The organism is Streptomyces aquilus (assembly GCF_003955715.1).
GTDB lineage: Bacteria > Actinomycetota > Actinomycetes > Streptomycetales > Streptomycetaceae > Streptomyces > Streptomyces aquilus.
The window spans coordinates 3,148,249-3,161,008 of record NZ_CP034463.1; the positions used below are offsets into that span (position 1 = coordinate 3,148,249).

A 12,760-nucleotide genomic window follows, 5' to 3' on the forward strand; every position below is an offset into this window, starting at 1 on the left:
GCGGGTGCGGCGACCGGGCTACGGGGGCCGGGGGCGGGCTGTCGGGCGGGGCCCTTGACCGGGCTACTCTTCCGGGCGTGTCCACGTCTGTGCAGCTCCACGGCCTTCGTTTCGCTCTCGGCACCCTGAGTGTGCTCCCCGTCCGGGTGAGCCGCTGGGACCGGGAGGCGGCGCGTGGCGGCATGCTGTGCGCCCCGCTGGTGGGTGTGGTGATCGGCGGGGTCGCGGCGGGCGTCGGGCTCGCGCTGCTGTGGCTGGGCTCGGGGGCGCTGCTCGCCGCGGTCGGCTCGGTCGCGGTACCGGCCGTACTGACCCGGGGCCTGCACCTCGACGGCATCGCCGACACCGCCGACGGGCTCGGCAGCGGCAAGCCCGCGGAGGACGCGCTGCGGATCATGAAGCAGTCGGACATCGGGCCGTTCGGGGTGATCAGCCTCGTCTTCGTGCTGCTGGGCCAGGTGGCCGCGCTGGCACGGGCCTACGACGACTCATGGGCCCGGGGCGCGGTGGCCACCGTCGTCGCGGCGGTCGTCGCGCGGCTCGCCCTGACCCTGGCGGCCCGCGCCGGGGTGCCGGCGGCCCGGCCGGAGGGGCTGGGGGCGGCGGTGGCGGGCGTGGTGCCGGTGGGGGGTGCGGTCGGGGTCGTCGTGGCGGTGCTGGTGGCGGCGGCCGGGATCGGGCTGCTGGTCGGGAGCTACGGCCCGGTCGTCGCCGTCCTCGTCGCCCTTGCCGCCTCCGAACTGCTGCTACGGCACTGCACGCGCCGCTTCGGCGGGATCACGGGGGATGTGTTCGGCGGCCTCGCGGAGACCGCGACGACGACGGCGCTGGTCGTCCTGAGCTTCGGGGCCTAGCAGGCCCGGCGCCACACCCCCAGCTCGTACTTCTTCGCCATCGAGCTCAGCTTCAGGCGGCGCGACTCCGGGCAGAAGGCGCTCGTCGGCAGCTCGTACTCCACGTGGAACACGGCCTTGTCCGCCTTGATGAAGGGCGTGTTGGCCGCGCACTCGTCGTACTGGGCGCACTGTTCGTTGACCGCGAAGTCGAAGTCGTCCACCAGCCGCGGGATCTGGTCCAGGTCGTTCTTCAGGCCCACCGCCATGCCCCGGTCGTGCGCGAGCTTCGCGATCAGGCGGTTGTAGCGGAGCTGGTCGGAGGCGTCGAGGTCGAATCCCGTGCGGTTCTTGTAGCCGTCCATGTTGTCCGGCTCGACCGCGTCGAAGCCCTTGTCCTCGCACATGTCCATGCGGGCGGCCATGAGCGGCTCAAGGACATCGGTCTGCCGGATGTCCAGCCAGCGCTCACCCTCCCAGCCGTTGCCGCGGCCGATCACCGACTTGGGGAACTTCTTCGCGTCGGGCCGCCAGTCCTCCCAGGCGCCGGTGGACAGGTAGCAGATCACCTTGCGGTCCTCGCGGTGCAGGGCGGCCACGGTCGCCTTCGGCTGGTCGAAGCCGTCGATGTCGTAGACCGGGACGTCGACGGAGGTGTCGATCGTCTTGCCGCTCAGCTGCCACTGCCAGGCCAGACCCGGGGTCGGCTGCCAGCGGGGGCTCGGCTTGCCGTCCTGGGCCGTGGTGCAGGCGGCGAGGAGGAGGACGGGGAACAGCCAGAGAAGGCGTCTCACTGCGCGGGCTCCAGAGTGTGGGGCAACGTACCCCAAGGATGATCACCCATACCGGGCACCCCGCAGTACAGATCCGCCCCGTGCACGGCGAGATCCGCGCCACGCGGGACGCCGTACACGAGATGGCAGAGCCGTACGTCCGTGCCGCCGCGCCACTTCGGCGGGCCCAGGTGGAGGTACGACGTCCAGGGGCCCTCGAAGGTCACGAGGACGTCGGCGATGCGGGCGTAGGCGGGGTGCGGGGCGGTTCCGTGGTTGAGGGCAAGGGTGCCTCGGACCGCTGTCGCGAGGCGGCGGTAGTACGTGAACTCGGCTTCACCTGCGGCCACTTGGTCGAGGAAGGCGCCGTCCGTGGCGTACCAGTCGCGGTGCTGGGTGAGGTCGCGGACGACGTCGGTGCGGGGGCGGTGGGCGTAGGCGGTGTCGACGTAGCCGAGGGTCCGTACGCCTGCGGCTCTGAGGCGTGCGGCCAGCTCGACGAAGGCCTCGTCGGGGCGGTCGCCGGGGCCGCTCGCCGGGTTGAGGACGACCGCGTAGAGGTGGGGGGCCGCCGCGATGATCGCGTCCCACTCCGCGGGGCGGACGGACGGGTGCTCGTAGTACGGGAGCAGGAGGTTCGTCATCGGTGGGCGGTCGCCCTCCCCAACAGGGCGCAGGCGAGGGCGGCTTGGGTGGTGGCGGTGGTTGCGTACACGGTCAGGGTGATCCAGTACGGGCTGCAACAGTGCGTCAGGGACGCGAGCGTCTGGGCCAGGGCCGCCATGGAGCAGATCGCTGTCGTGGTGAGGATCGCGCCGAAGGACTGTAGGAGCAGGGCTGTCCACAGGACCGCGCCGAGGAGCAGGAGGGGGGCCGGGCTGATGCCGGTGGTGAGGGCCATGAGGAGGGTGAGGAGGTAGGCGGTCAGGTACTTCAGCAGGGTGTGGGTTGTTGTGCGGCGGAACGCTGTTGGGGTGGTGCTCGATCGTAGGGCGGTGAGGGCTGTGCTGCGGAGTCGGTACAGGAGCCATTCGGCGGGGCCCATGCTGAGGGTGAGGATGACGGCGGTGAGGTTGTCGGCGAGGGCTGCGTGGAGGACGAGGGTGCCGGTGGCGAGGCCGAACACGGCGTAGGGGAAAGAGCCGGAAAGACGGGGGCCTCGCGCTGTTGGTTGGTTGCGGGCGGGTGCGGGCTGGTCGCGCAGTTCCCCGCGCCCCTGACGGGCGTTGCCCTCACGCGTGACTTCACGTGCTGCCAGGGCTGTCACCGCGAGCAGCGAGCCCAGGAGCAGCGTCAGTCTCGCTGCGTCCGGGACGGGGTGGAGCAGGGTCAGGATCGCTCCCGCCGCCATGGGCAACAGGGCGCACAACAATGCTCGTTCGCGGCTCAGTACCAGCAGGATCGTCGATGCCCCCATGTACACGGCCTGTCCCGCCGCGAAGGCCGCGGCCTCGTCTGCCGCGCCTGACACCAGCAATGCCACCACGGCGCCCAGCACCACCCCCGTCGGCGCCCCCAGCAGCAGGCTCCGCCTCGCCGCCCTCCCGTCCCCCAAGCCCAGCCAGGTGTACGCCCTGTGGGCCAGGCCCTGGTTCCAGGCCCAGCCGGTCAGGGCGCCGGCCAGGAGCGGGAGCGGGGCTGCGGCGGCCAGTACGTAGGCGAAGCCCGGGAGGGCGAAGAGGGCTCCTCGGAGCAGGCAGGACAGCAGGCCGACCCGCCACGGGTCGTGGGGTGGGGTCTCCGGCTCCGGGTGGCGGCGGCCGACGCGTTCGTAGAGTTCCTCGGCCAGCGCGAAGGAGTTCTTCACGCCGTACCGCTCGCGTATCTGGTCGTCCGACAGGCCGTCGGACTCCAGGAGCGCGGCGATCTCGTCGGGGTGGACCGCCGCCGCCACGAAGTCGTCGAGGCGGGCGGCGAGTTCGTCGACGGGGTCGGGGCCGGCCCAGCTGGGAGTGGTGCGCTGCTTGGGGATCGCGGGGAAGGTGTCGGGGCGGGCGCCGGGCGGCAGCCAGAGGGAGCCGCTCACCAGTCGGTTCCGTCCGTCGCGACCGCCGCGTACCAGGGGTCGCGCAGTTCGAGGGTCCAGTCGGTGACGGTCTCGACCGTGGGCTCGTACACCTCGGGCAGGCCCGCGAGTTCCTGGTAGATGGTGCGGAAGGCGTCCACCGAGCGGCGGAGCGTGAAGCGGTCGATCACTCTCCGGCGCGACAACTCGCCCAGCTTCAGGCGGCGTTCGTCGTCCTTGAGGAGGGTCAGGGCCGCTGCCGCCATCTTCTCCGGTTCCCTCGGGGGGACCACCAGGCCGGTGTCGCCGACGGCCTCGCGCACCCCGCCGACGTCCGTCGACACCGTCGTACGGCCGCAGGACATGGCCTCGATGATGGAGAACGGGAAGCCCTCGGAGATGGAGGAGAGCATCACCACGTGGCCGGCGGCGTAGGCGCGCCAGACCTCGCTGATGCGGCCCTCGAAGGTGAGGCCGTCGGTGACACCGAGTTCCGCGGCGAGTTTCTCCAGACGGGTGCGGTACTCCTCGCCGCCCGGTGGGACCGGGCCGAACAACCGCAGGCGGGTTTCCGGGAGTTCGGCGCGGACCATCGCGTAGGAGCGGATCAGGGTCTCCAGGTCCTTGATGGGGTCCACGCGGCCGCACCAGGTGAGGGTGGGGACCTCGGGTTCGGGGCCCGCGTGCGGGAAGGCGGCCGGGTCGACGCCGTTGTAGACCGTGCGGATCTTGTCGGCGTCGGCGCCGCCGCGCTCCTCCCAGCGGCGGTTGTACTGGTTGCACGGTGTGATCAGGTCGGCGGCTCTGTACCCGTGTGAATTGAGTTCACGGTAGAAGCCGAGCATGAACGCCTTCACCGGCCAGCGTTGGGCGTCGGAGCGGTAGCCGAGGTAGCGCTCGCGGAGGTAGATGCCGTGCTCCGTGAGGAGGAACGGCACGCCGTCGAGGGCGTGGGCGGCGAGGGCCGGCAGGGTGGCCAGGCCACTGCTGACGGCGTGCGCGACCGAGTCCTCGGGGACCCGGACGCCCAGTGGGCGCAGGGCGTGTTCGAGGAGGTCGGTGGCGGTGAGGGCGTCGTGGACCGTGGGCCGGGCGGCGGCGACGGGCAGGTGCGGCATCGTCCAGATCCACATCAGGGAACGCAGGGCGGACTCCGTGCGCAGGGCCGCCGACAGCCGTCCGTCGCGGGCCAGTCGGGCCAGTTCGTGGAGGGCCTCGCCGAAGTCGTGCTGGTGCCCGGCCTCCGGGTCCAGGAAAGAGAGCAGGAAACGCTCGTAGGAGTCGAGGAAGCGGCGCCTCGCCCTGCCGAACGGGGCGGACCTGCGGCCCGGGCGCGGGCCCCAGGTGGGGACCGAGGTGTGGCGGTAGACGTTCGGCGGCAACTCCCAGGTCACGGGTTCGCGGCCACTGCCGGTGAGCGACAGGATGTGGAAGTCGACCTCCGGCATGCCCTTGACGAGCTGGTCGCACCAGGTGCTGACGCCGCCGTGGACGTGCGGGTAGGTGCCTTCGGTGAGCATGGTGACGTGACGGCCGGTTCGCATAGCCGCGCGTGTTCCCCCCTGTTGTGCGGATGTTGTGCGGAGGACTGCGGACCAGACCCGGCTGCGGGTGGGTGGGGGCTGGTCGCGCAGTTCCCCGCGCCCCTGAAAGCCGCTCCCCTTACGGCAGTTTCAAAGTCAACGCCGATTGCAGCGCCGCAGGCGCCCCCCAGGCCGAACGCCTGCCCGCATACGCCGTACCGAAGGTCGTCGTACCAAGGAGGAGTTGCTGCTTGCTCCCCTCCGGAACCGTCACCGGGATCTGCGTCCCGCTCGGCGCCGTGATCGTCACCGTGTTGCCCACCCGGTACGCCGTGACCTTGCCGGAGGCCAGCGCGGCCTGCCAGGCGGCGCGGCGCTGGAGTTCGGTGCCGATGGCGGCCTGGGCGAGGTTCTCCAGCGGGGTGTTGTCGGCGAACAGGGCCTGGTAGTCGGCCAGCACCTTGTTCAGGACCGGGTAGAGCGTGCGGTCCTCGGCCAGGTTGGACTGGTGGGCGTAGTGCGGCCGCGGGTCGCCCGAGATCGCGTGCCCGAGGGCGGTGCGGGCCTCCTGCGGGACGATGTACGACCGGTAGCCGGTGGCCGTGTCGAGCGGCGCGGGCAGGCAGGTGGACGACGGGTTGTTCTCGCACAGGCCGCTGCCGCCGTCGGCCGCCGAGGTGTAGATCCAGTTGTACTCGTCGGCCATCTCCGCGTCGGTGCCCGTGTTGTAGTACACGTTCATCGGGTAGCGCGGCACGGTGAGGGTGCTGCTGCCGACCGAACGCTGCTCGGGTTCACGGGAGTTGTCGGAGGCGGTCCACTTGACGCCGTTCGCGGCCAGCGCGCCCGCGAGGTTGGGGTTGTCGTCGGGCTGCTGGGGCAGGGTGCGCAGGCCCGAGTGTTCGCCGGTGACGAGTTCGGCGCGGTTGAGCGGAAGCCCCTTGCCGACGCCCCAGTTGTAGTTGTCGCCGATCTCCGCGGAGATGTCGGCGCGGCTCAGGTACTGGGTGCTGCCGTCGGCGTTCTTGGCGCAGCTCCACGGCACGCTGGTGGTGTCCTGGACGCAGCCGAGGAACTTGTGCGTGTAGGTGTGGTTGATCCAGCGGTACTTGGCCTTGTCGGCGAGCATCTGGGTGGCGAGCGCGTCGGTGCCGCCGTTCTCGGTCTTCCACTCCTCGCCGGAACCGGCGTTGTAGACCATGTCGAGCTTGAAGCCGTGTTCCTGCTGCCACTGCGCCGCGTACTGGGCGTCGGCGGCCGTCATCCGGATCGGCACGGTGCCCGCGCCGTCGCCGCCGGGGCAGGTGAAGTCGCCCGGGGTGCAGTTGTGCGCGGTGTCCCAGCGGCTGTCGGGGGCGAAGACGTCGTCGACGTGGACCTCGAAGTAGTTGCGGGCCTGCCCCAGGTGCACGCCCTGGGTCAGCCACTCGACGATGCCGCGGGCCAGCACCCGGAACTGCTGCTGGTACTGGTTGTAGGCGAAGGTCACGACGAGTTCGCGGCGGCCGTCGTGCGCGTACTCGCCGATCAGGCTGCCCCGGCCGGTGCCGCCCGGCACGGGGACGTCGACGTAGCTGGTGAAGCCGGTGCGAGGGGTGGCGACGAAGCCGTAACTCTCCTGCGTCGAGGCGGAGTTGTCCTCGAAGGCGACGGCCCCGTCGAGATAGCCGAACCAGCCCGCCCTGCCCGCCGTGGTGACGTCCGCCGTCCGGCCGTCCAGCGTCCCGGAGTACACGCTGTAGTCCAGGCCTACCTCCGGGTGCGCCCAGGTGTAGGCGTCGACCTGCGGGATGCCGTACGTCTTCTCGTACGCCTCCAGCGCGGTCTGCTCCGCCGAACCGGCCCCGAACGGGGTCTCGTTGGGCAGCACGACGCCCTGGTACCTGGCCCGGGGCGTGCCACCCACCGTGTCGGCGAGGAACGCGCTCGTGATGGCGGGGCGACCCGCGTCGTTCAGGTCGACGACGGTGTACGGGATGCCGGTGCTCCTGAGCTGGGCGGTGATGGCCTGGACGGGGCTGTCGCCGTTGTCCACGACCAGCACCTTCAGGTCGATGCGCGGTGTCGTCGCCGCGGCGGCGCCGGGCGCCCCCAGGCCCAGCGCGATCAGCCCCGCCGCCGTGGAGACGGCGGCGACGGCCTTCCATCTGTGCGCACTTTGCGCCATTGGGTGTCCTTCCCCCCAGAAGATCCTCGTGCGGCCCCTTTGCGGGCAATCCGGGGAGGATCCGTGGAAATCATGCGAAGCGGCGAACAGAGCGCCCACCGGAACACAGTGAGTGTGGCCGAGGTGACCGCGAGTGAGAGCTGGGAAATGGCTACGACGCCACCGACAGGTGAACGCCCGTAGGAATGAGCGAAACCGCGCCACGCGCGTAGGCTCGTTCCGGGTGTTCATCGACGGGGTGAAGGCCCCGGTCGATGCCGCCCCCTGAGTCAGATCTAGGGTCGGCTGTCGGGCCCGGTCGACCCACCCGCTCGACCACTGGAACTTCACATCGGAAGCGAGATTTCACCACCGTGACTGCTCTCACTCTCAGCACCGCCGCGGCGCCCGGCCTGCGGGCCGACGCGATCGTGATCGGTGTCGCCAAGGGCGCTGCATCCCGGTCCGGGGGCCTGGTCGTCGCCCCGGGCGCCGAAGCCGTGGACAAGGCCTACGACGGCAAGCTCGCCGGCGTCCTGGAGACCCTCGGCGCCTCCGGTGCCGAGGGCGAGGTGACGAAGCTGCCCGCGCCGTCCGGTTTCAAGACGCCCCTCGTGGTGGCCGTGGGTCTCGGCCCGGAGCCCGAGAAGGACTCCTCCTTCGACGCCGAGGCGCTGCGCCGGGCCGCCGGTACGGCCGCCCGCGCGCTGAACGGCTCGAAGAAGGCCGCGTTCGCGCTGCCGCTGACGGACGCCGCGGACGCCGGTGCGATCGCCGAGGGCGCGCTGCTGGGCGCGTACTCCTTCGACGCGTACAAGGAGAACGGCAAGGACCCGAAGAAGGGCAAGGCGCCGCTCGCCGAGGTGGCCCTGCTGGGCGGCAAGCCCCGCGACCGCGCCTACAAGGCGGCCGTCGAGCGGGCCCTCGCGGTCTCGGAGGAGCTGAACCGCGCTCGGGACCTGATCAACACCCCGCCGAACGACCTGTACCCGGAGGCCTTCGCCGCCGTCGTCCAGGCCGCGGGCAAGGAGCACGGCCTCAAGGTGCAGGTGCTCGACGACAAGGCGCTGGTCAAGGGCGGTTACGGCGGCATCCTGGGCGTCGGCGGCGGTTCCGAGGCGAAGCCACGGCTGGTGAAGCTGTCGTACACCTCCTCCAAGGCGAAGAAGCACCTCGCCCTGGTCGGCAAGGGCATCACGTACGACTCGGGCGGCATCTCGCTGAAGCCGGCCGGTCACAACGAGACGATGAAGTGCGACATGAGCGGTGCGGCGGCCGTTTTCGCCGCCGTCGTCGCCGTCGCGCGGCTCGGTCTCGAAGTGAACGTCACCGGGTGGCTGGCGCTCGCCGAGAACATGCCGTCGGGGTCCGCGGTGCGTCCGGGTGACGTGCTGCGGATGTACAGCGGCAAGACCGTCGAGGTCCTCAACACCGACGCCGAGGGCCGGCTGGTGCTGGCCGACGCGCTGTGGGCGGCGTCGGAGGAGAAGCCGGACGCGATCGTCGACGTGGCGACGCTGACCGGGGCGATGATGCTGGCGCTGGGCAGCCGGACGTACGGGATCATGGCCAACGACGACGCGTTTCGCACGGCCGTGCACGAGGCCGCGGAGGAGGTCGGCGAGCCGGCGTGGCCGATGCCGCTGCCCGAGCACCTGCGCAAGGGGATGGAGTCCCCGACCGCCGACATCGCGAACATGGGTGAGCGGATGGGCGGCGGTCTGGTCGCCGGGCTCTTCCTGCGGGAGTTCGTGGGCGAGGGGATCACCTGGGCGCACCTCGACATCGCGGGTCCCGCGTTCAACGAGGGTGGGCCGTTCGGGTACACGCCCAAGGGCGGGACGGGTACCGCTGTGCGTACCTTGGTGCGGCTGGCGGAGCTGACTGCCGCGGGTGACCTGGGGTGACCATCGCCTGAGTGCTCGGTGCCTGGGGTTCGCGGGCGGCTGCGGGCCGGCTGTGGCCGGTCGCGCAGTTCCCCGCGCCCCTCCGTATGTCACCCCAGGCATCTCACTTTGTGCCGTCCTCACATGTGAGCGTGTGGCGTCTCACACCCCGGCCCGGCGTCTCGTTCCCTTCGGACAAGTGCGAAGATGGGGCTCGGCAGGACAGGGCCCCACCACAGGGCCGAAGAAAGAGCGGCCGGACACCAGCCGCCGACCGGTCACCGCAGACCGGCGTAGGCGCACATGCATGGAGGACGTGACGTGGCGAACGACGCCAGCACCGTTTTCGACCTAGTGATCCTCGGCGGTGGTAGTGGCGGTTACGCCGCGGCCCTGCGCGGGGCGCAGCTGGGCCTGGACGTCGCCCTGATCGAGAAGGACAAGGTCGGCGGCACCTGCCTGCACCGGGGATGCATCCCCACGAAGGCCCTGCTCCACGCGGGCGAGATCGCCGACCAGGCCCGCGAGAGCGAGCAGTTCGGTGTGAAGGCCACCTTCGAGGGCATCGACATCGCCGGGGTCCACAAGTACAAGGACGGTGTCATCTCCGGCCTGTACAAGGGCCTCCAGGGACTTGTCGCCTCCCGCAAGGTGACGTACATCGAGGGTGAGGGGCGGCTCTCCTCCCCGACCTCCGTCGACGTGAACGGCCAGCGCATCCAGGGGCGGCACGTGCTCCTGGCGACCGGCTCCGTGCCGAAGTCGCTGCCGGGCCTGGAGATCGACGGCAACCGGATCATCTCCTCGGACCACGCCCTCGTCCTGGACCGCGTGCCGAAGTCCGCGATCATCCTGGGCGGCGGTGTCATCGGCGTCGAGTTCGCCTCCGCCTGGAAGTCCTTCGGCGCGGACGTCACCGTCATCGAGGGCCTGAAGCACCTGGTCCCGGTCGAGGACGAGAACTCCTCCAAGCTTCTCGAGCGCGCGTTCCGCAAGCGCGGCATCAAGTTCAACCTGGGCACCTTCTTCTCGAAGGCCGAGTACACCGCCGACGGCGTCAAGGTCACCCTGGCCGACGGCAAGGAGTTCGAGGCCGAGGTCCTGCTGGTGGCCGTCGGCCGCGGCCCGGTCTCCGCCGGTCTCGGCTACGAGGAGCAGGGCGTCGCGATGGACCGCGGCTACGTCCTGGTCGACGAGTACATGCGGACGAACGTCCCCACCATCTCCGCCGTCGGCGACCTGGTCCCGACCCTCCAGCTCGCGCACGTCGGCTTCGCGGAGGGCATCCTGGTTGCGGAGCGTCTGGCCGGCCTCAAGGCCGTCCCGATCGACTACGACGGTGTCCCCCGCGTGACCTACTGCCACCCGGAGGTCGCCTCCGTCGGTATCACCGAGGCCAAGGCCAAGGAGATCTACGGTGCGGACAAGGTCGTCGCTCTGAAGTACAACCTGGCGGGCAACGGCAAGAGCAAGATCCTCCAGACCGCGGGCGAGATCAAGCTCGTCCAGGTCAAGGACGGTGCCGTGGTCGGCGTCCACATGGTCGGCGACCGCATGGGCGAGCAGGTCGGCGAGGCCCAGCTGATCTACAACTGGGAGGCGCTGCCGGCCGAGGTCGCCCAGCTCATCCACGCCCACCCGACGCAGAACGAGGCGCTCGGCGAGGCCCACCTGGCCCTGGCGGGCAAGCCGCTGCACGCGCACGACTGACCCTCGGTCGAACACCGCGAAGCGACTCCGTCTCCGCGACGACACAGACTTCCGCAATTCGTAAGGAGCAACCGAAACCATGGCGGTTTCCGTAACCCTTCCGGCGCTCGGCGAGAGCGTCACCGAGGGCACTGTCACCCGCTGGCTGAAGGCCGAGGGTGAGCGAGTAGAGGCCGACGAGCCGCTGCTCGAGGTGTCGACCGACAAGGTCGACACCGAGATCCCCTCCCCCGTGTCCGGCGTCCTGTCCTCCATCAAGGTCGCCGAGGACGAGACCGTCGAGGTCGGCGCCGAGCTGGCCATCATCGACGACGGCACCGGCGCCCCCGCCGCCGCTCCGGCCCCGGCCGCCGAGCCCGCCCCCGAGCCCGCCCCGGCTCCGGAGCCGGCCGCTGCCGCCCCGTCCACCGAGCAGGCCGCCCCGGCGCCCGCTCCCACCGCCGAGGCCGCCACCGGCGGCGGTTCCGCCGAGGGCACGGACGTCGTCCTGCCCGCGCTCGGCGAGTCCGTCACCGAGGGCACCGTCACCCGCTGGCTGAAGTCGGTCGGCGACTCCGTCGAGGCCGACGAGCCGCTGCTCGAGGTCTCCACGGACAAGGTCGACACCGAGATCCCGGCGCCCACCTCCGGTGTGCTGCTGGAGATCACCGTCGGTGAGGACGAGACCGCCGAGGTCGGCGCCAAGCTCGCCGTCATCGGTGCCCCGGGTGCCGCTCCGGCCGCTGCCGCCCCCGCGGCTCCGGCTCCGGCCGCCGCTGCCCCGGCTCCCGCCGCCCCGGCCGCCCCCGTGGCGCCGCCGGCCCCGGCTCCCGCCCCCGCCGCGCCGGCTCCCGCGCCCGCCCCGGTCGCCGCCGCTCCGGCTCCGGTCGCTCCGGCCCCCGCGCCGGCCGCTCCGGCTCCGGTCGCCCCCGCGGCCCCGGCTCCGGCCGCGACCTCCGGTGACGACGGCGCCTACGTGACCCCGCTGGTGCGCAAGCTCGCCGCCGAGCACGGTGTCGCGCTGGCCTCCGTCAAGGGCACCGGCGTCGGCGGTCGTATCCGCAAGCAGGACGTCATCGCCGCCGCCGAGGCCGCGAAGGCCGCCGCCGCTGCCCCGGCCGCCCCCGCCGCGGCCCCGGCCGCCCCCGCCGCCAAGAAGGCGCCGACGCTGGAGGCCTCGCCGCTGCGTGGCCAGACCGTCAAGATGCCGCGCATCCGCAAGGTCATCGGCGACAACATGGTCAAGGCGCTGCACGAGCAGGCGCAGCTGTCCTCGGTCGTCGAGGTCGACGTCACGCGTCTGATGAAGCTGCGCGCCCGCGCCAAGGACGCGTTCGCGGCCCGTGAGGGCGTCAAGCTCTCCCCGATGCCGTTCTTCGTCAAGGCCGCGGCCCAGGCGCTGAAGGCGCACGCGCCGATCAACGCCAAGATCAACGAGGGCGAAGGCACGATCACCTACTTCGACACCGAGAACATCGGTATCGCGGTGGACTCCGAGAAGGGCCTGATGACCCCGGTCATCAAGCACGCGGGCGACCTCAACATCGCCGGCATCGCGAAGGCCACGGCGGAGCTGGCCGGCAAGGTCCGCGCCAACAAGATCACGCCCGACGAGCTGTCCGGCGCGACCTTCACCATCTCCAACACCGGTTCGCGCGGCGCGCTCTTCGACACGATCATCGTGCCGCCGGGCCAGGTCGCGATCCTCGGTATCGGTGCCACGGTCAAGCGCCCGGCGGTCATCGAGACCGAGGAGGGCACGGTCATCGGCGTCCGCGACATGACCTACCTGACCCTCTCCTACGACCACCGTCTGGTGGACGGCGCCGACGCGGCCCGTTACCTGACCGCGGTCAAGGCGATCCTGGAGGCGGGCGAGTTCGAGGTCGAGCTCGGCCTGTAAGC

General features: G+C 71.3%; 9 protein-coding genes. 4 read left to right on the plus strand and 5 right to left on the minus strand.

Annotated elements, in window-relative coordinates:
- Positions 1 to 77: 77 nt before the first annotated feature.
- Positions 78 to 854, plus strand: coding sequence for an adenosylcobinamide-GDP ribazoletransferase (locus tag EJC51_RS14535; RefSeq protein ID WP_126271464.1), 777 nt, complete (start codon positions 78 to 80; stop codon positions 852 to 854).
- Here the strand turns inward: EJC51_RS14535 and EJC51_RS14540 are convergent.
- The 5 genes from EJC51_RS14540 to EJC51_RS14560 form a co-directional block, all read right to left on the minus strand.
- Positions 851 to 1,627: an endo alpha-1,4 polygalactosaminidase gene (locus tag EJC51_RS14540; protein WP_126271465.1), complete on the minus strand. Its 777-nt coding sequence runs from the start codon at positions 1,625 to 1,627 to the stop codon at positions 851 to 853. The two genes, EJC51_RS14535 and EJC51_RS14540, sit on opposite strands and share 4 nt — an antisense overlap.
- Positions 1,624 to 2,250, minus strand: coding sequence for a spherulation-specific family 4 protein (locus EJC51_RS14545; RefSeq protein WP_126271466.1), 627 nt, complete (start codon positions 2,248 to 2,250; stop codon positions 1,624 to 1,626). The genes EJC51_RS14540 and EJC51_RS14545 overlap by 4 nt, the downstream gene beginning before the upstream one ends.
- Entirely contained in the window at positions 2,247 to 3,632 is a 1,386-nt protein-coding gene (locus EJC51_RS14550) for a hypothetical protein (RefSeq protein WP_126271467.1), read from the minus strand. Before EJC51_RS14550 ends, EJC51_RS14545 begins: the two co-directional genes overlap by 4 nt.
- Positions 3,629 to 5,155 (minus strand): GT4 family glycosyltransferase PelF, encoded by a 1,527-nt coding sequence (gene pelF / locus EJC51_RS14555; protein ID WP_126271468.1) that lies wholly within the window; start codon positions 5,153 to 5,155, stop codon positions 3,629 to 3,631. The genes EJC51_RS14550 and pelF overlap by 4 nt, the downstream gene beginning before the upstream one ends.
- A 118-nt stretch (positions 5,156 to 5,273) precedes the next feature.
- Positions 5,274 to 7,301 (minus strand): hypothetical protein, encoded by a 2,028-nt coding sequence (locus tag EJC51_RS14560; RefSeq protein ID WP_126271469.1) that lies wholly within the window; start codon positions 7,299 to 7,301, stop codon positions 5,274 to 5,276.
- 353 nt (positions 7,302 to 7,654) lie between these two features.
- On the opposite strand from EJC51_RS14560, the gene EJC51_RS14565 reads away from it, so the two are divergent.
- The 3 genes from EJC51_RS14565 to sucB all read left to right on the plus strand — a co-directional run bounded on the left by EJC51_RS14565 (position 7,655) and on the right by sucB (position 12,758).
- Positions 7,655 to 9,187 carry a leucyl aminopeptidase gene (locus EJC51_RS14565; RefSeq protein ID WP_126271470.1) on the plus strand — a complete coding sequence of 511 codons (1,533 nt, stop codon included), beginning with the start codon at positions 7,655 to 7,657 and terminating at the stop codon, positions 9,185 to 9,187.
- A gap of 300 nt (positions 9,188 to 9,487) precedes the next feature.
- Entirely contained in the window at positions 9,488 to 10,876 is a 1,389-nt protein-coding gene (lpdA, locus tag EJC51_RS14570; protein WP_059191323.1) for a dihydrolipoyl dehydrogenase, read from the plus strand.
- 79 nt (positions 10,877 to 10,955) lie between these two features.
- Positions 10,956 to 12,758 (plus strand): 2-oxoglutarate dehydrogenase, E2 component, dihydrolipoamide succinyltransferase, encoded by a 1,803-nt coding sequence (gene sucB / locus EJC51_RS14575; protein WP_126271471.1) that lies wholly within the window; start codon positions 10,956 to 10,958, stop codon positions 12,756 to 12,758.
- The last annotated feature ends 2 nt before the right edge of the window (positions 12,759 to 12,760 follow it).

What these genes read in the sequence shown, in the direction of transcription:
- EJC51_RS14545 (WP_126271466.1), bottom strand. Translation starts at nt 2,250, where the DNA reads ATGACGAACCTCCTGCTCCCGTACTACGAGCACCCGTCCGTCCGCCCC.
- pelF (WP_126271468.1), bottom strand. Translation starts at nt 5,155, where the DNA reads ATGCGAACCGGCCGTCACGTCACCATGCTCACCGAAGGCACCTACCCG.
- EJC51_RS14560 (WP_126271469.1), bottom strand. Translation starts at nt 7,301, where the DNA reads ATGGCGCAAAGTGCGCACAGATGGAAGGCCGTCGCCGCCGTCTCCACG.
- sucB (WP_126271471.1), top strand. Translation starts at nt 10,956, where the DNA reads ATGGCGGTTTCCGTAACCCTTCCGGCGCTCGGCGAGAGCGTCACCGAG.